Annotated in this window: 22 protein-coding genes; 13 read left to right on the forward strand and 9 right to left on the reverse strand. The window is 65.4% G+C overall.

Annotated features, from left to right (window positions below; translation table 11 throughout):
* Nucleotides 1-658 precede the first annotated feature (658 nt).
* Nucleotides 659-1,387 carry an SOS response-associated peptidase gene (locus B4E96_RS06075; protein ID WP_217007646.1) on the reverse strand — a complete coding sequence of 243 codons (729 nt, stop codon included), beginning with the start codon at nt 1,385-1,387 and terminating at the stop codon, nt 659-661.
* A gap of 72 nt (nt 1,388-1,459) precedes the next feature.
* On the opposite strand from B4E96_RS06075, the gene B4E96_RS06080 reads away from it, so the two are divergent.
* Nucleotides 1,460-1,963 carry a MarR family winged helix-turn-helix transcriptional regulator gene (locus tag B4E96_RS06080; RefSeq protein WP_180964825.1) on the forward strand — a complete coding sequence of 168 codons (504 nt, stop codon included), beginning with the start codon at nt 1,460-1,462 and terminating at the stop codon, nt 1,961-1,963.
* Nucleotides 1,964-1,969: 6 nt separating this feature from the next.
* Here B4E96_RS06080 and B4E96_RS06085 read toward each other — a convergent pair whose 3' ends face one another.
* Nucleotides 1,970-2,503, reverse strand: a complete 534-nt coding sequence (locus B4E96_RS06085; RefSeq protein ID WP_286956792.1) for a putative immunity protein — start codon at nt 2,501-2,503, stop codon at nt 1,970-1,972.
* Nucleotides 2,504-2,785: 282 nt separating this feature from the next.
* On the opposite strand from B4E96_RS06085, the gene B4E96_RS06090 reads away from it, so the two are divergent.
* The 5 genes from B4E96_RS06090 (at nt 2,786) to B4E96_RS06110 (ending at nt 7,667) form a co-directional block, all read left to right on the forward strand.
* A complete protein-coding gene (locus tag B4E96_RS06090; RefSeq protein ID WP_259835382.1) occupies nt 2,786-3,952 on the forward strand; it encodes an acyl-CoA dehydrogenase family protein in 1,167 nt (388 codons plus the stop codon).
* Complete coding sequence (locus B4E96_RS06095) at nt 3,953-4,999, forward strand: enoyl-CoA hydratase/isomerase family protein (protein ID WP_286956793.1); 1,047 nt, start codon at nt 3,953-3,955, stop codon at nt 4,997-4,999.
* Nucleotides 4,996-5,772 (forward strand): enoyl-CoA hydratase, encoded by a 777-nt coding sequence (locus B4E96_RS06100; RefSeq protein ID WP_286956794.1) that lies wholly within the window; start codon nt 4,996-4,998, stop codon nt 5,770-5,772. The genes B4E96_RS06095 and B4E96_RS06100 overlap by 4 nt, the downstream gene beginning before the upstream one ends.
* 147 nt (nt 5,773-5,919) lie before the next feature.
* The gene (locus tag B4E96_RS06105; RefSeq protein ID WP_286956795.1) at nt 5,920-6,900 is read left to right on the forward strand and encodes an NAD(P)H-dependent flavin oxidoreductase; all 981 of its coding nucleotides are present in this window, start codon (nt 5,920-5,922) and stop codon (nt 6,898-6,900) included.
* Entirely contained in the window at nt 6,897-7,667 is a 771-nt protein-coding gene (locus B4E96_RS06110) for a crotonase/enoyl-CoA hydratase family protein (RefSeq protein ID WP_286956796.1), read from the forward strand. The genes B4E96_RS06105 and B4E96_RS06110 overlap by 4 nt, the downstream gene beginning before the upstream one ends.
* Before the next feature lie 67 nt (nt 7,668-7,734).
* On the opposite strand, the gene B4E96_RS06115 is transcribed toward B4E96_RS06110, so the two are convergent.
* The gene (locus tag B4E96_RS06115; RefSeq protein WP_102162932.1) at nt 7,735-8,070 is read right to left on the reverse strand and encodes a hypothetical protein; all 336 of its coding nucleotides are present in this window, start codon (nt 8,068-8,070) and stop codon (nt 7,735-7,737) included.
* A 419-nt stretch (nt 8,071-8,489) separates the two neighbouring features.
* Between B4E96_RS06115 and B4E96_RS06120 the strand changes: the two genes are divergently transcribed.
* Nucleotides 8,490-9,482 carry an NAD-dependent epimerase/dehydratase family protein gene (locus B4E96_RS06120; RefSeq protein ID WP_286956797.1) on the forward strand — a complete coding sequence of 331 codons (993 nt, stop codon included), beginning with the start codon at nt 8,490-8,492 and terminating at the stop codon, nt 9,480-9,482.
* A gap of 9 nt (nt 9,483-9,491) precedes the next feature.
* Here B4E96_RS06120 and B4E96_RS06125 read toward each other — a convergent pair whose 3' ends face one another.
* The 6 genes from B4E96_RS06125 to nrdH all read right to left on the reverse strand — a co-directional run bounded on the left by B4E96_RS06125 (nt 9,492) and on the right by nrdH (nt 15,910).
* Nucleotides 9,492-10,655, reverse strand: a complete 1,164-nt coding sequence (locus tag B4E96_RS06125; RefSeq protein ID WP_286956798.1) for a CobW family GTP-binding protein — start codon at nt 10,653-10,655, stop codon at nt 9,492-9,494.
* Nucleotides 10,656-10,715: 60 nt separating this feature from the next.
* On the reverse strand, nt 10,716-11,954 hold the full coding sequence (locus B4E96_RS06130; protein ID WP_286956800.1) for a Fic family protein: 1,239 nt from the start codon (nt 11,952-11,954) through the stop codon (nt 10,716-10,718).
* A gap of 128 nt (nt 11,955-12,082) precedes the next feature.
* Nucleotides 12,083-13,057 (reverse strand): class 1b ribonucleoside-diphosphate reductase subunit beta, encoded by a 975-nt coding sequence (nrdF, locus tag B4E96_RS06135; RefSeq protein ID WP_102162939.1) that lies wholly within the window; start codon nt 13,055-13,057, stop codon nt 12,083-12,085.
* 48 nt (nt 13,058-13,105) lie between these two features.
* Nucleotides 13,106-15,268: a class 1b ribonucleoside-diphosphate reductase subunit alpha gene (gene nrdE / locus B4E96_RS06140; RefSeq protein ID WP_286956801.1), complete on the reverse strand. Its 2,163-nt coding sequence runs from the start codon at nt 15,266-15,268 to the stop codon at nt 13,106-13,108.
* Nucleotides 15,238-15,651, reverse strand: coding sequence for a class Ib ribonucleoside-diphosphate reductase assembly flavoprotein NrdI (nrdI, locus tag B4E96_RS06145; RefSeq protein WP_165883417.1), 414 nt, complete (start codon nt 15,649-15,651; stop codon nt 15,238-15,240). The genes nrdE and nrdI overlap by 31 nt, the downstream gene beginning before the upstream one ends.
* A 7-nt stretch (nt 15,652-15,658) precedes the next feature.
* A complete protein-coding gene (nrdH, locus tag B4E96_RS06150) occupies nt 15,659-15,910 on the reverse strand; it encodes a glutaredoxin-like protein NrdH (protein WP_259835373.1) in 252 nt (83 codons plus the stop codon).
* Nucleotides 15,911-16,520: 610 nt separating this feature from the next.
* On the opposite strand from nrdH, the gene B4E96_RS06155 reads away from it, so the two are divergent.
* The 6 genes from B4E96_RS06155 to B4E96_RS06180 are packed head-to-tail and all read left to right on the forward strand — an operon-like array spanning nt 16,521 to nt 21,803.
* The gene (locus tag B4E96_RS06155) at nt 16,521-17,519 is read left to right on the forward strand and encodes an AAA family ATPase (protein ID WP_102162943.1); all 999 of its coding nucleotides are present in this window, start codon (nt 16,521-16,523) and stop codon (nt 17,517-17,519) included.
* Nucleotides 17,519-18,406: a DUF58 domain-containing protein gene (locus B4E96_RS06160; protein WP_170274557.1), complete on the forward strand. Its 888-nt coding sequence runs from the start codon at nt 17,519-17,521 to the stop codon at nt 18,404-18,406. Before B4E96_RS06155 ends, B4E96_RS06160 begins: the two co-directional genes overlap by 1 nt.
* The gene (locus tag B4E96_RS06165; protein WP_102162945.1) at nt 18,390-18,851 is read left to right on the forward strand and encodes a hypothetical protein; all 462 of its coding nucleotides are present in this window, start codon (nt 18,390-18,392) and stop codon (nt 18,849-18,851) included. The genes B4E96_RS06160 and B4E96_RS06165 overlap by 17 nt, the downstream gene beginning before the upstream one ends.
* A complete protein-coding gene (locus B4E96_RS06170) occupies nt 18,842-19,828 on the forward strand; it encodes a vWA domain-containing protein (RefSeq protein ID WP_286956802.1) in 987 nt (328 codons plus the stop codon). Before B4E96_RS06165 ends, B4E96_RS06170 begins: the two co-directional genes overlap by 10 nt.
* The gene (locus B4E96_RS06175) at nt 19,825-20,853 is read left to right on the forward strand and encodes a vWA domain-containing protein (protein ID WP_146004406.1); all 1,029 of its coding nucleotides are present in this window, start codon (nt 19,825-19,827) and stop codon (nt 20,851-20,853) included. The genes B4E96_RS06170 and B4E96_RS06175 overlap by 4 nt, the downstream gene beginning before the upstream one ends.
* Entirely contained in the window at nt 20,850-21,803 is a 954-nt protein-coding gene (locus tag B4E96_RS06180) for a hypothetical protein (protein WP_286956803.1), read from the forward strand. Before B4E96_RS06175 ends, B4E96_RS06180 begins: the two co-directional genes overlap by 4 nt.
* Nucleotides 21,804-21,843: the final 40 nt, after the last annotated feature.

The following is a 21,843-nucleotide window of genomic DNA, read 5'->3' on the forward strand; positions in this document are numbered from 1 at the left end:
GGATCAAACTCTCCATAAAAAATATGAAAAACAATCCCAGCCGAAATCAAAGAAAAAGACAAGAGACAAACCAAAAATGGTCATCAAATGTCATTACATCCTTGCTTCAACCAGAAACAAAAACATTCTGGCATCACAAAAACAAACAAACACGCTATTGAGTTCTCAAAGAACAGACGCTCATCGACTCCGCCTGGCTTGCGCCGGCCTCGTCGAGGCAACTTCTCTATCTTACCTCCCACTCAGACTTTGTCAACTCGACACTCGGCCGGGTTTTGAAGTTCGTGTGGGTGGCCCCGCTTTCGCTGCGTTTCCGCAGCCGCCCTGCGAGGCGGGCGGTGTTCTACTCTAGACGATCTGCGACCCGATGTGCAAGTCGCTGTCTGCGGTCTCGCTCACCTGCCTGTTGGTCCGTCTTCCGGGTGATGTTTCCATCCCCTCCGACATGGAGCAGAGTTACCCGTCTTTCCAAGCGTTTTGCCTGGTCAGAGCACTTGAACTTGCGTCCGTCGCGCTGGGCAACGAGTACTAACTTAGACCCCTGCGAAGCGCCGATGCAACTCCGAACGCTGTGCCCTTCGTCACAGGAGTGGCCGCAGGCTGCGGATACACCGCCACGATCGGCTTGCTGACGCCATTTGCGCCTGCCGGGCGGGTGTCATTCGACAGGTTGCGCGACCTCAGGATCTTGGTTTCTCACGTTTCCGACCGCTGCTCCGACTTTGACGCGTCCAACCGATGCTGGGTCGAAGCCTGCGATGAGGCCGTCGAGAACCGTGCGCGCGCCTTCGCGCTCATGCGATGGATCCAGCCAGTCACCGAGGGCCTCGGGCTCGGCCATCACCGGCATGCGGTCATGCACATCGGCCAGGTGCCCTGTCGAGGGGCAGGTGATGATCGTGGTCGAGACGAGCCATCCGTTCTTGATCGCCGGGTCTGTCACGACCTGTCCGTCGAGGTCAGGGCGGCGCCGGAACTCGAAGAGCCCGACCATATAGAGGGGCCGCTCGGTCTGAGCCTGCATGAGCCACGGCTGCTTGCCGGTCTCGGTCTTCTCCCATTCGTAGTAGCCGGTGACTGGGATGATGCAGCGCTGGGAGGCGAAAGCATGACGGAACATCGGCTTCTCGTGCACGGTCTCACCGCGGGCGTTGAAGGCCTTGAAGCCGATCTTCTCCTCTTTCGCCCAGCCGGGCACGAGTCCCCAGCGGGCGGTCTCCAGCCGGCGGATGACCTCTCCTGTGTCCTCGACCCGTTCGGCGACGATCGGCAGGGCGGCGCCAGGAGGGACGTTGTACCGAGGCGCGAACGTGTAGTCGACGACATCGATGCCGAGCTCACCGACGATGTCGTGTGGATCGGTCGCCATGTTCAGTCGTCCGCACATATGTTGATCGTGCCACGTCAGTATGCTGGTGCCAAGTGTTCGCAGGTGAGCAGATCCAGCAGGAGGAACGACGTGGAACGGGAGTTCGACCCGATCGACGAATCGCGCAGGCAGTGGCTTGCCCATGGCTGGACCGACGCCGCCGACGGGATGACGCTCGTCATCTCCATCATGCGCGCCCACCAGCTGCTGCTCGCCCGGGTCGATCAGACCCTGCGGCCGCTGGGGCTGACCTTCTCCCGCTATGAAGTGCTCGCCCTGCTGTCCTTCACCCGCCGCGGCAGTCTGCCGATGAACAAGATCACCAAGCGACTGCAGGTGCATGCGACCTCGACGACGAATTCGGTCGACCGGCTGGAGGCCGCAGGCCTGGTCGCCCGCCGCCCGCACCCGGCTGACGGGCGCACGACGCTCGTCGAGATCACCGAGGCCGGCCGTCAGCTCGTCACTGAGGCCACAGCTGACCTCAACCGGGATGTGTTCGAACAGCCCGGCCTTGATGCTGCCGATGTCAGCCGGCTGCTCGGTGAGCTCGCCTCACTGCGCGCCGGACTCGGCGACTCCGCTCAGGCCTGATGCCCATCACTGGGCGCCGGCGTGGGCCTGGATGATGGAGATGACCTGACCACGCACGCCGGTCGTCGGCAGCCCGAATCCAAGCGGGCCGCCGTCGTCGGTGCCCAGCCGCGGCAGCTGGCGCAGTGCCGTGCGGGCATCGGGTGTGAGCGCCCCGAGCTGCCAGCGCACCTCATCATCGACCGCCTCGGCGTCGGCCGGCAGCGCAAGACCGGCCGCCTGGGCCGCATAGGCGGCAGCACCGAGAGCATGGGCACCCATATGCGCCACCGCTGCTGCCTGCGCTGCGGCCCGGGCCGCGGCCGCGCCGGCTGGTGAGCTTGCGGAGCTGGCTGCGCGCACGGCGTCGACGCGGCACTGAATCTGGCCGGCGGCCCCGAGCTCGCTGCGACTGAAGGCGTAGGCGCGCTCGATCGCATCGCGGATGCGCTCATCAGATGTCTCGGCCTCGATCAGGGGCAGCACACGCCAGGCGCAGTCGGCAGCCCAGGCGGCGGCTGCGCGCCGGTGGGCAAGGCTGAGAGTCTGCGAGGAGACCATGGGGATGACCTTCCGGGGAAATCTCTGGGGATCGAGGAGGCAGGCCGACTGCGGCGGGATGACCGCGGTCGCACCGACAGCCTACCGCCACCACCTGCCAGACCCCGGTTCCCGGCACCTGGGTGCCCACCGCCTCGGGCGCGGATGGCACAATGGTGGCCAAGGAAAATTAGTTGGACGTCCAAGTAATCTTCACTACCCTTAGAAACAGACCGGTCGTGCATTCCGCGGCTGCCGCACGCCCGCCGGTGCACGGCACGACCCACAGCAGAAGGAGCCACGATGGCACGCTCAACCGCGTCCGCTCTGACATTCGGGCTGACCGACGACCAGATCGAACTGTCCAATATGTGCCGCGATTTCGCCGATGCCGAGATCGCTCCGCACGCTCTTGACTGGGATGCCAACAAGCACTTCCCCGTCGACGTCATCCAGAAGTCCGCCGAGCTCGGCATGGGCGGCATCTACGTCTCCGAGGACTCCGGCGGCGTGGGACTCGGCCGGCTCGATGCCGCGCTCATCTTCGAGGCCCTGTCGACCGGCTGCCCGTCGGTGGCCTCCTACATCTCCATCCACAACATGGTCGCGTGGATGGTCGACAAGTACGGCAATGAGGAGCAGAAGGAGAAGTACCTCCAGCCGCTCGTGGCCTTCGAGAAGCTCGGGTCCTACTGCCTCACCGAACCCAACGCCGGCTCCGACGCCGCAGCCCTGCGCACCACCGCCCGCCTCGACGGCGACCACTACGTGCTCAACGGCGTCAAGCAGTTCATCTCCGGTGCCGGCACCTCGGAGATCTACCTCGTCATGGCCCGCACCGGCCAGGAGGGATCGCGGGGCATCTCGACATTCATCGTCGAGAAGGGAACCGAGGGCTTCGACTTCGGGCCCAATGAGATCAAGATGGGCTGGAACGCCCAGCCGACCCGTCAGGTGTTCATGGAGAACGTCAAGGTGCCCGTCGAGAACCGCCTCGGCGAAGAAGGCGAGGGCTTCAAGATCGCGATGTCCGGCCTCGACGGCGGCCGCCTCAACATCGGCGCCTGCTCGCTCGGCGGCGGCCAGTCCGCCCTCGAGAAGGCCATCACCTACATGGGTGAGCGGCAGGCCTTCGGCACCGAGCTCAACGGCTTCCAGGCACTGCGCTTCCGCCTGGCCGATATGCAGACCAAGCTCGAAGGCGCCCGCTCGCTGCTGCGCCGCGCAGCGGCCGCCTACGATGCCGGGGACCCCAACACCTCGCTGCTGGCGGCGATGGCGAAGCTGGCGGCCACCGACGCGGGCTTCGAGGTCGCCAACGACGCCCTGCAGCTGTTTGGCGGATACGGTTATCTCAACGAGTATGGGATCGAGAAGCTGGTGCGCGATCTGCGCGTCCACCAGATCCTCGAAGGCACGAACGAGATCATGCGGGTCATCATCTCCCGCAAGAGCACAGGAGTGGGATAAATGACGTCATCTGACGACGCGCTCGTCATCACACGCGTGGTGAACGGCCTCGGCCGCATCGAGCTGAATAAGGCCAAGGCGATCAACGCCCTCGGCCGCGACATGATCGCCTCCATCGACAGCGCACTCAACGAATGGCGCGACGATGACGCCGTGGCCGCTGTGCTCATCACAGGCCGCGGCGAGCGCGGCCTGTGCGCCGGCGGCGACATCAAGGCGATCTACCAGGATCTGGTCGCCGGCACCTCCGAATCCCAGGACTTCTGGGCTGAGGAGTACCGGATGAACTTCGACATCGCCAACTACCCCAAGCCCTACATCGCGATCATGCACGGCATCACGATGGGCGGCGGCGTCGGCGTGTCCGTCCACGGCTCGCACCGCGTGGTGACCGAGACGACGAAGCTCGGCATGCCCGAGACCGGCATCGGCTTGTTCCCCGACATCGGCGGCACCTACCTGCTCGCCCAGACCCCCGGTGAGATCGGCATGTACATGGGCCTGACCGGCCTGCCGATCGGACCGGGTGCGGCACTGGCCTATGGGCTGGCCGACACCTTCGTCCCCCAGGACAAGGTCGACGAGCTCGTCGCAGCCCTCGAGGCCGACGGCACGAAGGCCGTCCAGACCCTGGCGACCTTCGCGGCAGACGCGCCGGCCAATGAGCTGGCCGAAGCCGAGGCGTGGATCAACACCTGCTTCGCTCACGACTCCGTCGAGGCGATCATCGCAGCCCTGCTCGCCCACGGCGACGAGGACGCCGCGAAGACCGCCGAGGTCATCAAGTCGAAGTCGCCGCAGTCGCTGGCCGTGACCTTCGAGATGATCCGCACCGCCAAGACGATGACCCTGCAGGAGGTCCTCGAACGCGATCTGCGCGCCGGCACCGAAATCGCCGCCCGCCCGGATCTGCGCGAGGGCATCCGCGCCCAGGTCATCGACAAGGACCGCAACCCGCAGTGGAACCCGGCCACCCTCGGCGAGGTCGAGCAGGCCGAGGTCGACGCGATCCTCAACACCGAACAGGACAGGAAGGTTTTCTCATGACCGACTTCGAGACGATCCTCACCGAATCCGCCGACGGCATCGCCGTCATCACGATCAACCGCCCGAAGGCGCTCAACGCCCTCAACCAGCAGGTGCTCGAGGACATCGCCACCGCCGCCGAGCAGTTCGATGCCGATGATGCCGTCAAGGCGATCATCATCACCGGCACCGACCGCGCCTTCGCCGCCGGTGCCGACATCAAGCAGATGGCCGAGCTCGACTTCGCCACCGCCTTCAAGACCGACTTCTTCGCCGGCTGGAGCCGCCTGACCTCGGTGCGCAAGCCGACGATCGCTGCGGTCAACGGCTTCGCGCTCGGCGGCGGCTGCGAGGTCGCGATGATGTGCGACATCCTCATTGCCTCGGAGAAGGCGAAGTTCGGTCAGCCGGAGATCAACCTCGGCGTGCTGCCGGGCATGGGCGGCTCCCAGCGCCTGACCCGCGCGATCGGCAAGGCCAAGGCGATGGACCTGTGCCTGACCGGCCGGATGATGGACGCCGAGGAAGCCGAGCGCTCCGGGCTTGTGGCCCGCGTCGTCCCGCACGACGAGCTCATGGACGAGGCCCGCAAGATCGCCGCGACGATCGCTAGCAAGTCGCGCATCGCCTCGGCGATGGTCAAGGAGGCCGTCAACGCTTCCTTCGAGACGACGCTGCAGCAGGGTCTGCTCTTCGAGCGCCGTCTGTTCCACTCCTCGCTGGCGACCAACGACCAGTCTGAGGGCATGGCCGCCTTCGTCGAGAAGCGCGACCCGAACTTCACCGACACCTGATCGGTTCTGCCGGCAGCCGCCGGCAACCGCGCCCGAGGCGGCGGTCACCTGAACGGGTGACCGCCGCCTTGCGCGTGGTGTGGGTTACAGTAGTGGGCGACAGTGCTTAACAATCGTTCGGTCACCCCGATATTTCCGAGGAGAAACATGGCTCTTCCCGAGGTCCTCACCCGTCCCCTGCGGCTGCCGGTCATCGCATCGCCGATGTTCATCGCCTCCGGCCCCCAGCTCGTCACCGCGCAGTGCCAGGCCGGTGTCATCGGCGCGTTCCCCACTCTCAATGCACGCCCGGCCGAGCTGCTCGACGAGTGGCTGAACGAGATCAAAGAATCCAATGCGGCCTTCGCCAAAGCGAACCCGGACAAGCCGGTCGGCGCGGTCGCTGCGAACCTCATCGTGCACCGGTCGAACAACCGCATCGAGGCCGACCTGGAGACGATCGTCAAGCACCAGGTGCCGATCGTCATCACCTCGCTGGGCGCGCGCACCGAGGTCAACGACGCCGTGCACTCCTACGGCGGCATCGTGCTCCACGACGTCATCCACAACGGCTTCGCGCACAAAGCGATCGAGAAAGGCGCCGACGGGCTCATCCTCGTCGCCGCCGGCGCCGGCGGACATGCCGGAATGCTCTCGCCGTTCGCCTTCCTCAACGAGGTCCGCGCCTGGTTCGACGGCCCGATCGCACTCTCCGGAGCTCTCGCCCACGGCCGTTCGGTCCTCGCCGCCCAGGCGGCCGGTGCCGACTTCGCCTATGTCGGCTCGGCGTTCCTCTCGACCCCGGAGGCGCAGGTGACCGACGGATACCGGCAGATGATCGTCGACTCCACGGCCAGCGACATCGTCTACACCAACCTCTTCACAGGTGTGCACGGCAACTACCTGCGCGGCAGCATCGAAGCCGCCGGCCTCGACCCGGACAACCTGCCCGAATCCGACCCCTCGAAGATGAACTTCGGCTCCGGCGGCTCGGAGAAGTCGAAGGCCTGGCGCGACATCTGGGGCTCCGGCCAGGGCATCGGCACGATCGATGAGTCCCTGCCGGCCGGTGAGCTCGTCGCCCGACTGGCCGATGAGTACGAGGCTGCCAAGGCCGACATGCTCGCCACCCTCGGGGCCGGATCATGACCGATCAGCCCGAGGTGCTCACCGAGGTCCGCGGCGGCGTCCTCGTCATCACCCTCAACCGGCCCGAGGCCAAGAACGCAGCGACCGCCGAGATGGCCCGGCTCATGGCCGGGATCATCGACGATTTCGATGCGGATGACAGCCTCAGCGTCGCCGTGCTCACCGGTGCCGGCGGAACGTTCTGCTCCGGGATGGATCTCAAGGGATTCGTGCGCGGTGAGCTGCCCGGCCTGCCCGGCCGCGGATTCCTGGCGCTGACCGAGGCACCACCTGCCAAGCCGCTCATCGCCGCCGTCGAAGGCTACGCGCTGGCCGGTGGGTTCGAGACGATGCTCGCCTGCGATCTCGTCGTCGCCTCGGAGTCGGCGAAGTTCGGCATCCCAGAGGTCAAGCGCGGCCTGGTCGCTGCAGCCGGTGGTCTCGTGACTTTGCCGGAGCGCACCCACCGGGCGGTGGCGATGGAGATGGCGCTCACCGGTGACATCTACCCGGCGGCCTTCGGTGAGAAGCACGGCTTCGTCAACGCGCTCGTGCCTGAGGGCCAGGCATTCGACGGAGCGCTCGCGCTGGCTGAGCGGATCGCCGCGAACGGGCCGCTGGCTGTGCGCGCCTCGAAGCAGATCATCAGCGAAAGCCCCGGCTGGCCGGCCGGTGAGAAGTTCACTCGCCAGGCTGCCATCAGCGACCCGGTCATCGAATCCGACGATGCCCGCGAGGGCGCCACGGCATTCGCCGAGAAGCGCGCGCCGCGCTGGACCGGACGGTGAGAACCACCCCCACCTGCTGAACGACGAAGCGCCCCGCACTGTATTCAGTGCGAGGCGCTTTGCTCATTCACGAGTTCGAGACGAGCTCTGAGGTGTCTCTGACGGTGATGGCGTTCCAGCCCGGCGTCGCGCCGCCGGCCGCGTGCACGGCTGCCCGAACTGCGGAGTCGGCTGTCTGAGCCGCCGCTTCGAAAGTGTCACCTTCGGTCGTGACGGTGGCGGCAATGAGACTTTCGTTCGCGTCCATGGAGACGGTCGAATCGAGCAGACCCATTGTCGCGTCCTCCAACGACGCAAGCTCATCGGCGAGGGCATCGAAGACTGATTCCAGATCAGTATCGCCACTGATGGAAACGCGGAACTCGATCTCGGAAACTACCATGACGCTCTGTTGCTGACTCATGTGCCCTCCTCCCAGGGATAGCAAGGCTGTCTGTACAACCACCCAAGTGTGTCCCTGACGTAGTTCGGATTACTCGGCGAGAGGTGGATCGTTCGAATGTGCTTGCCGCAGGGGCACTTCACCTTATAGTACTTCTTCCGCGGGCCAACGATCTTCCAGTTTGCTTCATGAAACTCTCCCAGCAGCGCTTCGAGCTCCTTCTTCGGATGCCTCTTCCAGTATCGCCCCATACTCCAAAACGGTACTTTCCCAAACCTGCTCCGCAACGCATCGGACAAATCTGTGGATATCCCTCGTTCAACCCGTCCGCGAGAAGGAAGCTTCGACCGGTACCGCTATGATCCGCTCTATCGCCTCGCGCCTTCTGCTGACAGCAGATCACCATTGTCGTCGACCGCCCTGCGCCCTAGCGTGAGGGCATGAGTCTCTCAGTGCTTCTCTTCGGCGGCAACGGCATGCTCGGCCGGCAGCTCGTCACTGCTTTCGCCGGCGCCGGTCATCACGTCACGTGCGCCTGCCGCGGCACGACTCCCGTTGCCGAGGCCGCCGAGTTCATCACCGTCGACCGCGACTCCGCTGACGCTCTGAAACAACTGGCCGGCCGCACCTGGGACGTCGCGATCGATCTGACAAGCCACCCGGGATTCGTCCGCGACGCGCTCGGGGCCGTCGATGCCGCGCACTGGATCTACATCTCCTCCGCCAGCGTCTACGCCCGCGGCGACATCTTCGAACCTGACGAGACGGCCCCGATCCACCCGGCGATGGCCGACGACAAGCTGGAAGCCATGACCGACTACGGTGCCGCGAAGTCGGCCTGCGAGGCAGCTGTCGAACGACTCGCCACCCATCACCTCATCATCCGCCCCGGGCTGCTCGGCGGTGCTGGCGATGACACGGGCCGGTCGGGTTACTACCCGTGGCGGTTCGCGCATCCCACCGGGCCCGAGGTGGTGGTTCCGATGGACATCGGATTCCCTCTCAGCCTGCTCGCCGTCACCGACCTGGCCGACTGGATCGTGCACTGCGCTGAGCACCGGATCACCGGAATTCTCAATGCCGCTGGGCCGACGGCCACGCTCGGAGAGCTGCTCGACGCCGCGCAGCAGGCTGCCGGCACGAAGCTGGAGCTGCTTCCGGTCGACGCGGGCCTGCTCACCGATGCCGGAGCGGGCATGTGGATGGGCCCGGAGAGTCTGCCGCTGTGGGCTGAGATCCCTGACATGCCCTTCATCGGCACGGTCGGGGCTGATGCAGCACGCGCCCGCGGGCTGACGCGTCGGCCGCAGGAACAGACCTTTGCCGATGCTCTTGCCTTCGAAGAATCCCGCGGCGGGCCGATCGCTGCCGGTGCTGCTGGACTGTCCGATGCCATGGAGGAGACGCTGCGCCGGCTGGCGCGCGGGGACTAAGCCCGCGCCTCAGCTGTGCAGCCGGATGAGTGAGCGGATTCGGTCCAACCCCGGCGACGCGGGGCCATCTGCTGGCAGCTCGGCCAGCGCGGCAGTCGCAGCGGCCCGAGCCGCATCTTCATCCAACTCTGCGCCGATGATGACGAGCGCACTGCCCTCACTCGGCCCGTCGGAGACGGCGGCGAAGACGTTCGGGCCGACTGCCTGAACCACATACGAGCGCGTCCCGCGACCTGTCGGCACAGCGATGACGCCCTTGGCTCGGTAGGCACCGGCCGGCAGGTTCTCCAACAGGTCGAGCACGGCATCGGCGTCGACAGCGCCGGGGACTTCGACGGTAACGGCGTGTGCGTGGATGTGGTCGTGGACTGGGGTGTCCAGTTCGGCCAGCATCGCCTCGTCACGGGCGGTGTAAGCATCCATGAACAGCTCGTGCAACGGCAGCTCCCCCTGCTGCCAACTCTCTGCGCCGTCAGGTGACCGATCTGCTGTGGTGCCCTCCGCCTCGGACGCGGCAGCCCCGTCGAAGAGCAGGTGCGGGTCGATGCGGCCGAGCACTGTGCCGAGCACCGCGGCCCGTGGATTGCGGGCGTGCACCCGGTCGCGGATGCGATCAAGACGGGCACCGCGTTCGGCTTCGGGGAGGAGGTCGAGCTTGTTCACCAGAGCGAGGGTGACTGCGGCGTAGCGGACCGGCGGCAGGTCGCCGTCGTCGATGGTGGTGAAGTGCTCGCAGGCGTCGATGACGTCGATGAGTCCGCCGAGGCGGAAGCGGCTGCGGCCCCAGCGGGAGATCATGCGGGCGAGGATGAGGGGTTCGGCGAATCCGCTGGCTTCGACGATGATCGCATCGAGGGCGAGCGCGGGTGCGGCCATGGCGATGAGGGCGTCTTCCATGCCGCCGGCGTCGGTGAGGCAGCAGATGCAGCCGCCGGAGATCGAGACCGGTTCGTCGACCTGGCCGCTGATGAGTCCGGCGTCGACGTTGAGCTCGCCGAAGTCGTTGACGATGACGCCGATGCGGGCGGCTGGGTGGCGCAGCAGGTGGTTGAGAACGCTGGTCTTGCCGGCGCCGAGGTAGCCGGTGAGCACGATGACCGGCACGGCGGTACGGGCGTTCGGCAGCTGATCTGCCGCCGCCCGCGGGCTGGTCGTCGTCTGCGTGGGAGGCACGGAGTCCAGAGTAGCGGCGGCTCGCCGCTGAGGGGAATGCGGACAGAGCCATGTGTGGGGTCAGTGGGCGGCCATGCGGCGGATGGTGGCGGCGTAGTCGTCGAGGACGTCGAGGATGCCTCGGTGCTGCCAGACGCGGCCGCGCGCTCGACCGGAGATCTCGGTCAGCACTCCGCGTTCGGTCAGCGTGGCCAGGGCTCGCAGCGCAGTCATCTCCCCCATGCCGAGCCGGTTCATGAGGTAGCGGGTGTTCACCGCCGGCTGTCCGATGAGCACGGGCAGGATCGTCCAGGCGGCGGCATCTGCGCGCAGGCCGGCGAGCTTGGCTCGGGAGTTCTCCAGTTCGGCTGCCAGGTTGTCGACGAGGTCTGCACCTGTGACGGCAGCCGTTCGGGCAGCGTGTGTGAAGGCGCGGATGATGGGGCCGGCGTCGCCGAGGCGGTAGGCACCGAGGGTTGCGAAGTACCGGTCGATGTCGGTCATCAGGCCAGCTGAGACCGGAACGGCAGTGGACGTCACCAAGCCGGTCCGGCGCAGCATTGCGTGGACCAAGGCCCGTCCGGTGCGCCCGTTGCCGTCCGTGAACGGGTGGATGGTCTCGAACTGGGCGTGTGCGACTGCCACCTGAGCGAGCACAGGCAGATCCTCACGCCGGATGAATGCCGCAAGGTCCTCGACTGCGTCCGGAACCCGTGCGTGGTGCGGAGCGACGAAGTCTGCAGTTCGCGGGCCGGCATCTCCGCGTCCGATCCAGACCTGCTGTTCGCGGAAACGTCCCGCATCAACAGGTGCGAACTCGTGCTGATGGCGCATGAGCTCGGAGTGCATGCCGAGGATGTCCTCGGCTGTGATGTCGCCTGCAAGCTGGAGTGCGGTTTCCATGGCGTGCACATTGCCCAGCACGGTGACGGCGTTCGCCTTGTCTCCTTCGTGGATCTCGGCGAGGGCGAGCTGCTTTGCGGATGTCGTCAGCTGCTCGATCTGTGAGCTCGATGCTGATTCGGTGCGCAGCAGGATGGCGGTCATCGGGCCGAGTGCCGGGCTGTCTGTTCCGAGTCGCTTCTGTGCGTGCGCGTCGAATTCGACGAGCTGCCGGGTCGCGTCCTCGATGTCGGCTGTCATCTCACCGGCCATGTGTGGTTCCCAGCTGGCGATAGCGGCCGGAACAGTTGCGTCATAGGGACCTGTCTGGCGTCGAACCTCAACACGGGAGTACAGACCGGGCGCCCGAGGCACCCAGCCGAACGTCTCCGAAGAGACCGGGTCGATCGGTACGACCGTGTCCGAGGCTGACGACATGATCTGATTTTACCAACATTTAAGAGAATAAGTGTTGGTAACGCGATAGCGTGCCCTCAGCTTGCCGTTCAGGACTGAATGACGAAAGCGGCCCACCCCGCTGAGGAGGTGAGCCGCTGAGCCAGGAATCAGAAATCCCAGTCTTCGTCTTCGGTGTTTTCGGCCTTGCCGATGACGTAGGACGAACCGGAGCCGGAGAAGAAGTCATGGTTCTCATCGGCATTCGGTGACAGCGCCGACAGGATCGCCGGGTTCACGTCGGTGACCGATGACGGGAACATCGCCTCGTAGCCCATGTTCATCAGCGCCTTGTTGGCGTTGTAATGCAGGAACTTCTTGACGTCCTCGGCCAGCCCGACGGAGTCGTAGAGATCGTGGGTGTACTGCACCTCGTTCTCGTAGAGCTCGAAGAGCAGCTCGAAGGTGTAGTCCTTGAGCTCCTGCTTGCGGGCGTCGTCGACCTCGGCGATTCCGCGCTGGTACTTGTAGCCGATGTAGTACCCGTGCACGGCCTCGTCGCGGATGATGAGGCGGATGAGGTCAGCGGTGTTCGTCAGCTTCGCCCGGCTCGACCAGTACATCGGCAGGTAGAACCCGGAGTAGAAGAGGAAGGACTCCAGGATCACCGAGGCGACCTTGCGCTTGAGCGGATCGTCCCCACGGTAGTACTTGAGGATGATCTGCGCCTTCTTCTGCAGCGACTGGTTCTCCGTCGACCACCGGAAGGCGTCGTCGATCTGGCGGGTGTTGGCCAGCGTCGAGAAGATCGACGAGTACGACTTGGCGTGCACCGACTCCATGAAGGCGATGTTCGTCAGCACCGCCTCTTCGTGCGGGGTGCGCGCGTCCGGCAGCAGGGAGACTGCGCCGACGGTGCCCTGGATCGTGTCGAGCAGGGTCAGTCCGGTGAAGACGCGCATCGTCAGCGTCTTCTCATCCTCGGTCAGCGTTGCCCACGACTGCACGTCGTTGGACAGCGGCACCTTCTCCGGCAGCCAGAAGTTGGCTGTCAGCCGATCCCAGACCTCGAGGTCGACATCATCCTGGATACGGTTCCAGTTGATTGCGTCCACATGGGACACGAGCTTGAGCTGCTCGGTCATGTTCACTCCTGATAACTCAAAGATGTGGTGAGGTTGCCTCGTGCCGGCTTACAGCATGCAGGAGACGCAGCCGTCGACTTCCGTCCCCTGCAGGGCGAGCTGACGGATGCGGATGTAGTACACCGTCTTGATGCCCTTGCGCCACGCGTAGATCTGCGCCTTGTTGACGTCGCGGGTGCTCGCGGTGTCCTTGAAGAACAGCGTGAGCGACAGCCCCTGATCAACATGCTGAGTGGCCTCAGCGTAGGTGTCAATGATCTTCTCGTAGCCGACCTCGTAGGCGTCCTGGTAGTACTCCAGGTTGTCGTTGGTCATGAACGGAGCCGGGTAGTACACGCGGCCGATCTTGCCTTCCTTGCGGATCTCGATCCGCGAGGCGACCGGGTGGATCGACGAGGTCGAGTTGTTGATGTAGGAGATCGAGCCGGTCGGCGGGACGGCCTGCAGGTTCTGGTTGTAGATGCCGTGCTCGGCGACCTGCGCCTTGAGCTCCTCCCAGTCCTGCGGGGTCGGGATGTGCACCTCGGCGTCGGCGAAGAGCTGTGCGATGCGTTCGGTGCGCGGCGTCCAGTCGCCCTTGATGTACTTCTCGAAGTACTCCCCTGTCGCGTACTTCGAGCGCTCGAAGCCCTCGAAGGCGCGGCCACGCTCCTTGGCAAGCAGCATTGAGGCGCGCACACAGTGATAGGCGACGGTGTAGAAGTACATGTTCGTGAAGTCCAGGCCCTCGTCGGAGCCGTAGTGGATGCACTCACGAGCCAGGTAGCCGTGCAGGTTCATCTGCCCGAGCCCGATCGCATGCGACATGTCGTTGCCGCGGGCGATCGAAGGCACCGAGTCGATGTTCGAAGCTTCCGACACTGCCGTCAGGCCGCGGATGGCGGTCTCGACGGTGCGACCGAAGTCCTCCGAGTCCATCGTCATGGCGATGTTGAGCGAACCGAGGTTGCACGAAATGTCCTTGCCGACCTCGTCGTAGGACAGATCAGCATGGTAGGTGCTCGGCGAGGAGACCTGGAGGATCTCCGAGCACAGGTTCGACATGATGATCTTGCCGTCGATCGGGTTCGCGCGGTTCACGGTGTCTTCGTACATGATGTACGGGTAGCCGGACTCGAACTGGATCTCAGCCAGGGTCTGGAAGAACTCGCGGGCGTTGATCTTCTTCTTCTTGATGTGCGGATTGTCGACGAGCTCGTAGTACTTCTCGCTCACCGAGATCTCGCTGAACGGCACCCCGTACTCGCGTTCGATGTCGTAGGGGCTGAAGAGGTACATGTCCTCGTTCTTCTTCGCCAACTGGAACGTGATGTCCGGGATGACGACGCCGAGGCTGAGGGTCTTGATGCGGATCTTCTCGTCGGCGTTCTCGCGCTTGGTGTCGAGGAAGCTGTAGATGTCCGGGTGGTGGGCGTGCAGGTACACGGCACCGGCACCCTGGCGTGCGCCGAGCTGGTTGGCGTAGGAGAAGGAATCCTCCAGCAGCTTCATGATCGGGATGACGCCCGAGGACTGGTTCTCGATCTTCTTGATCGGGGCACCGGACTCACGGATGTTCGTCAGGGCGAAGGCCACACCGCCGCCGCGCTTGGACAGCTGCAGAGCAGAGTTGATCGAGCGGCCGATCGACTCCATGTTGTCCTCGATGCGCAGCAGGAAACACGAGACGAGCTCGCCGCGCTGGCGCTTGCCGGCGTTGAGGAAGGTCGGGGTGGCCGGCTGGAACCGACCGGAGATGATCTCCTCCATCAGCTGGGTCGCCAGCTGCTCGTCACCGCGGGCGAGGAACAGCGCGACCATGACGACGCGGTCCTCGAAGCGCTCAAGGTAGCGCTTGCCGTCGAAGGTCTTGAGCGTGTACGAGGTGTAGAACTTGAACGCGCCGAGGAAGGTCTGGAAGCGGAACTTCTTGGCATACGCCTGCTTCGACAGCTTCTCGATGAACTCAAACGAGTACTGGTCGAGGACTTCCTTCTCGTAGTAGTCGTGCTCAACGAGGTAGTCGATCTTCTCCTTGAGGTCGTGGAAGAAGACGGTGTTGTTGTTGACGTGCTGCAGGAAGAACTGCCGGGCCGCCTGACGGTCGCGTGCGAACTGGATGCGTCCCTCGGAATCGTAGAGGTTGAGCATCGCGTTGAGCGCGTGGTAGTCGAGGTCGGTCTCCTCGCGGATGATCGCTTCTAGGTCGCGGTCTTCAACGGTTGTTGACACAGTGAATCCAATCCTTTGTTGACTTTCTCGACGTCCTCGGGCATGCCGAGCAACTCGAAGTTGTACAGCAGCGGCACCTGGCACTTGGCAGCGACCTTGTAGGCCGCAGCGCAGTAGTACTCACCGAAGTTGGTGTTGCCTGCGCCGATGACGCCGACGAGACGATTGCGGTTCTCCTCAACGTTGAGGAACTTGACGACTTGTTTGGGCACCGCTCCCCGGTTCTTGCCCGCCCCGTAGGTCGGGGTGATGAGCACGAAGGGCTCGCCGACGATGGGAGTCGGCTCTTTTGTCAGCAGGGGAAGCCGCAGGCCGGGATGGTCCAGCTTGTTGACGAATTTATGGGTGTACTCAGATCCACTTGAGTAGTAGACGACGAGCACGACTGCATCACGAGGCCACGACAGAGGAGGCGGAACCGCTGCCGGCGAGTGTGGCGATCTTGTCCGGGCGGAATCCCGACCAGTGATCGCTGTCGGTCACGACGACCGGAGCCTGCATGTAGCCCATTGCCTTGACGACATCGAGTGCACCGGGCTCCTCAGTGAGGTCGACGGCTCGGTAGTCGATTCCCCGCGAATCAAGCGCGCGGAAAGTTGCGGTGCACTGCACACATGCTGGCTTGGTGTACACGGTGATCATGGCGTCTTCCTCCAGAGGAATTCGGTGTCTGATGCGGTGTTCTGATGGGCGGTCATCCGGCGCTCTCCCCGTCCTGACGGTGATCGGGGCCATAGACCCGCGCCGGCAGTTCAACCACTAGATGTTGTGTCTGCCCACAAGCGTACCCCTAGATCATGTGTTACACCAGTGTGATTTGAAGCGTGTCAACGGTTTTGCACAAGCGGTGCACACGGCCCACACCGGCCATCCACACCATGTGAACAACATGCGTGTAGTTCGCTTGCCAGCGTCCGTGCGGGCAAGCGCGATTCACACCCTGGAAACACCCACATCTCCTCCCCATGACGAACCGCTCTATCCACAGCCGAAAATTCCCGCGAATATTTTCAGCCGCGTGTCGCGACCGCTCCACCGGACCCGAATCCTGTGACCGGACCCACCGCCGGCACGTGGCCGACGCCACGGTAAGACGACCACCGCCTCGGGACCGGGAACCGACCATGTCACACATGTGGCAGGCCTGTCACACCACGGTCAGCCAGACGTCAGTGCTGGCCGATAGTGTGGGGACCACGCAGATGACCCCGCTGCGCCGGGCCGGGCCCGGGCAGGCAACATGAGGAGCACCATGGCACCCGATGAGCGTCCGGCCAATACGCAGGAGATCACCCAGGCACAGGCGATCCTGTCACGGATCCAGAAGTACCTCGACTCACTTGTCGTCGGACAGGTGCGGCTGCGCGAGACCCTGCTGCTGGGACTGCTGACCGGCGGGCACCTGCTGCTCGAAAGCGTGCCGGGACTGGCGAAGACGACGGCGGCTGCCGCGCTGGCCGATTCGGTCGAGGCCTCCTTCAACCGCATCCAGTGCACCCCCGACCTGCTGCCCAGCGACATCATCGGCTCGCAGATCTACAACTCCTCGACCGGTGCGTTCGAAACCCAGCTGGGCCCGGTGCACGCCAACCTCGTGCTGCTCGATGAGATCAACCGCTCGAGCGCGAAGACGCAGTCGGCGATGCTCGAGGCGATGCAGGAGAAGCAGACGACGATCGGCGGGAGGACCTATCCGCTGCCCGAGCCGTTCCTCGTCATGGCCACCCAGAACCCGATCGAGCAGGAGGGCACCTATCAGCTGCCCGAGGCCCAGCTCGACCGGTTCATGCTCAAGGATCTGCTCGACTACCCGAACCCGGACCAGGAGATGGAGATCCTGCGTCGGCTCGATGCCGGGGTGTTCGACAAGGCCGCGAAGATGCCGCCGGCGTGCTCGCTGGAGGACGTGCACATGCTGCGCGGTTATGCGCGCAGCATCTACATCGACCCGGCGATCACCCGCTACCTCGTCGAGATCGTCACCGCCACCCGCTCAGCCGGCCGCTACATCGGGCCGCTGGCCGGATTCATCGAGTGCGGCGCCTCCCCGCGCGCCTCGATCGCCTTCACCAACGCCTCGCGTGCTCTGGCGATGATCCGCGGGCGCAACTACGTCATCCCCGAAGACGTCAAGGACATCGCCCACCGCGTGCTGCGCCACCGCATCCTGCTGAACTTCGAGGCCGTGGCCGAGGACGTCAAGGTCGAGCGGATCATCAACGACCTGCTCGCTGCGATCAGGACTCCGTGATGACTGCCCTGCTGACGAAGGTCAAGGCGAACATGACGATCCACGCGCACCGCAAGATGCGCGGGCTGCTCGAAGGCGAGTACGCCTCGATCTACCACGGCCACAGCATGGACTTCGATGACCTGCGCGAATACGTCGTCGGCGACGAGATCCGCGACATCGACTGGAAGGCCACCGCCCGGCACACCTCTCCCCTGGTCAAGCGCTATGTCGCCCACCGCCGGCACGCCCTGGGCATCATCGCCGACTCCGGGCGCAACTTCGATGCCATCGCCGCCAGCGGTGAGAGCAAGCGCGAACTGGCGATCCTGCTCGCGGGCATGACCGGGTATCTGGCAGTGCGCCACGGCGATGACGTCATGCTCATGCACGGCGATGCCGAGCACACCGCGGCCAGCCGGCTCAAGGGCACCGAAGCTCACCTGGAGCAGCTGCTGCGCGGCATCCAGTCCGCCGGCGGCCGCGGGCGCCCCTCGGATGTGCGCAGGCAGCTGACCTGGGCGGCAGAGCACCTCAGGCGGCGGATGATGCTCCTCGTCATCGCCGATGACATCGGCCTGGTGCGTGAGGACATGCCGCTGCTGCGCCGGCTGAGCGCCCAGCACGAGATGATGTGGCTGACAGTCTCCGATGCGCAGCTGACCGGCTTCGGCCGCGGCGCGGTGCCCTTCGACATCTCCGATGACCGGCACCTGCCGATCCCGCACGAGCTGCTCGGCGGCAAGGAGCTCGCTGAGCAGTACGCCCACGCCGAGGCCGAACGCAAGCACCGCACCGAGGGGTTCCTCCGCTCGGCCGGCATCGCCCATGTCCGTGTTGACGACTCCCGGCACGCGCTGCGCCAGCTGCGCCGGCTCATGAGGAAACAGCATGCTCTTCGCCGCTAGCCTGCACCCGGCCCTGGGACCCAGCGACTGGTGGTATGCCGCCGTCGTGTTCGCCGCGCTGGCCGCTGCCGTGCTGCTGCTGTGGCCGCTGGGCGCGCGCGTCTACCGCGCCGGGCTGCGCGGTGACGGCACCGCCAGAGTCCCGGAGCGTGTCCGGCACAAGTACCTGGTGACCGTCGACGAGGTCGGGAAGTCCTGGCAGGCCGGCGAGCTGTCCGACCGCGAGGTCGCCCACCGGCTCTCGGAGATCGTGCGCGACTTCGCCCGCGACGCCTGGAACCTCAACATCCGGCACATGACCCTGCGCGAGCTCAAGGCCTTCCGGCTGGGCACCGTCGCCGAGGTCGTCGAGCGCCTGTATGCCGATGAGTTCGCCCGCGAGGAGCCGACGAACGCCGGCACTCAGCTTGCGCGTGTGAGGGGGCTGGTCGACCGATGGTCCTGACATTCTGGTGGCTGCCCTTAGCCCTCCTGCCCGTCCTGGCCGTGCTCATCTGGCTGCTCTCCCGGCCGCGCAAGCACGAGCGCCACGGCCGCGTCCCGGTTGCCCACATCGGCCGGCTCACCGCCCTGCCGGCCTTCGCCCGCGGCCGCAAGCGGCTGCTGCTCGGCGCACTCGCGGTCTTCCTCGTCACGCTGCTGCCGCTGCTCAGCGCGCTTGTCGGAGTCTCCCGGCCCTCGACCGTGCAGACGATCACCCCTGATCAGCACCGCCGCGACGTCGTACTCTGCCTCGACGCCTCAGGTTCGATGCTCACCTACGACGCCGACATCGTCGACTCCTACATCCAGATGCTCGACTCCTTCCAAGGCGAGCGCATCGGCATGACCGTCTTCAACTCCACCGCCGTGACCGTCTTCCCGCTTACCGACGACTACGACATGGTCCGCGAATTCCTCGAAGAGGCCAAGGCCGGTTTCGAGTCCTGGGGCACCGAGGGCACCGGCTTCATGGCCGGGACCATCGACCCGAACGTCAGCGGATCCTCACTCATCGGCGACGGGCTGGCCTCCTGCATCGGCTCCTTCGACAAGAAGGAGGACGAGGAGCGCTCCCGCTCGATCATCTTCGCCACCGACAACGAACTGGCCGGAGTGCCGATCTACCAGCTCAATGAGGCCACCGAGCTCGCCGTCGAACGCGACATCCACGTCTACACCCTCGCCCCGCCGTTCTCCTTCCTCGGCGCCGGCCCGATGGGCGAGCTGAAGAACACCGCGAACAGCACCGGCGGGGAGCACTACTCACTCGGCGGGCAGTCCGCCGTTGACGGCATCGTGCGCTCGATCCAGGAAGAGGAGGCCAAGCTGACCGATGCCACCCCGGTCACGCTTGTCCACGATCGGCCAGTCGTGCCGCTGACCCTCACACTCATCGGCGTCATCATCGCCTTCGTCTTCGCATGGAGGTTCCGGCTATGAGCATCGCCCCGATCATGCCGTGGCCGCTGCTGGCCGTGCTCGCCGTGCTGCTCATCGGCGGATGCATCACCCTGGCGATCCTCATCCGCCGCCGGCGCATCGCCTGGATCCTGCGCGCCGTCGCTGCCGCCCTCCTCATCGGCGCATGCCTGCGACCGGGCGTACCGACCGAGGTCACCACCGAGGTGCCCGTCGCGGCAGCCGACGTATTCCTGCTCGTCGACACCACCGCCTCGGCGGTGGCCGAAGACTGGGACGGCGACAAGCCGCGGCTCGAGGGTGTGCGCGCCGATGTCGACGCGCTGCTCGAACAGCTGCCAGGCGCGCGCGTCAGCGTCATCACCTTCGACTCCCGTGCCAGCGTGCGGGTACCGCTGACGACCGATCATGCCGCAGTGCGCTCCGCCTTCGAGGTGATGCGCCCGGAGCGGACCACCTCGTCGACCGGCAGCTCGGTCACCGCCGCCCGCGGTGAGCTGGTCTCCCGGCTGGACAAAAGCGAGGAGAACCATCCGGACAACCAGCGGTTCGTGTTCTACTTCGGCGACGGTGAGCAGACCTCCGATCAGCAGCCCGAGTCGCTGGCCGACATCGGCGACCGCATCGACGGCGGCGGGGTGTTCGGCTACGGTACCTCTGCTGGTGGGCGGATGCTGGAGACCGCCGGCTTCGACTGGTCGATCGACGGCAGCACGACCGATCCGGAACCACCTGAGTACATCCAGGACCCGGAGACCGGCAAGGATGCCCTGTCGGTCATCGATGAGGACCAGCTCAAGGCCATCGCCAAGGACCTCGGGGTCGACTACACCCACCGCACCGCCGGCACCGAGCTGAAGGCGGCGGTGACGATGCCGGAGCTGGAAGAGCAGCACAACGACGAGCACGTCGCAGACGGCCGCAGCGACTACTTCTGGATTCCGCTGCTCGGCGTCATCGCGCTGCTGACCGTCGACGCCGGGCGATCCCTGGGCCAGTTCCGGTCCCTCAACCGACTCTACGCACTGCTGAGGAGGTCACGGTGAACAACTCGACTGACCGGCAGCCACAGGACCCGAAGAAGCATCCGGTTGCACAGCAGCCGGCAGAGTCCGCGCAGGCGAAACCGGGTGAGACAAAGCCAGGCGAAACGAAGGTTGATGCACAGGCGAAGCCGACCGCGGAACCGGAGAAGAAGCCGCGCCGCCGACTGTGGCCGCACCTCATCCGCGGGACGCTGGGCACTGCCTTGGCGCTCGTGTGCATCTACAGTCTTATGTGCGTCTGGACGCTGCACAGCGCATCCCGGGCCTACAAGCAGGCGGACTACGACGAGACTGTCCGGCTCTCAAAGCGGTTCGAGAAGATCAGCCTCTTCGAACACCACAAGCCGCCGTTCAACATCGGCACCGTGGCAGCCGCCGAAAGCCGCTACGACGATGCCCAGCCCCTGCTCGAACGCGCCCTCGACCTCACGCCGGTGCGCGATGAGTGCGCTGTGCGGGTCAACCTCTCCTACGTCTACGAGCAGCAGGCCGAGGAGTTCAAGACCGCTGAGAGCACTGATGAGGCCAATGAGAAGTTCGATCTGGCCCGCACCACCCTCCAGGAGGCTCCTGAGGAGTGTCGGCCGGAAGGCAGCAGAAGCGACCAGCAGATGGACGAGTCCGAACAGCGCATCGATGAGTCCCAGGAGGACATGAACAACCCCGGCGACGGTGGAGACGGCGGCGACGATGGCGGTGACGGCTCCGGTGGAGACGACGAAGGCGGTGACGGCGGAGACGACTCCGGCGACGGCGGCGGTGGCGAGCCCGGTGACGGCGAGGACGAAGGCTCTGGCGGCGATGGCAGCGACGGTGGTGGTCAGGAGACCGAAGCCGAACGCAAACAGCGTGAGCTCGAGGAGCGCAACCGGGAGGCCGACCAGCGTCAGCGCGACGATGAGGACGACCGGGGCGACAACAGCAGCGGCAGCGACACCAAACCCTGGTGACGAGGCGCCCGCACAGCCGCATGGCTGCGGCCGGGGCCGG

This window comes from Brevibacterium sp. UBA7493 (genome assembly GCF_002479565.1).
GTDB lineage: Bacteria > Actinomycetota > Actinomycetes > Actinomycetales > Brevibacteriaceae > Brevibacterium > Brevibacterium luteolum.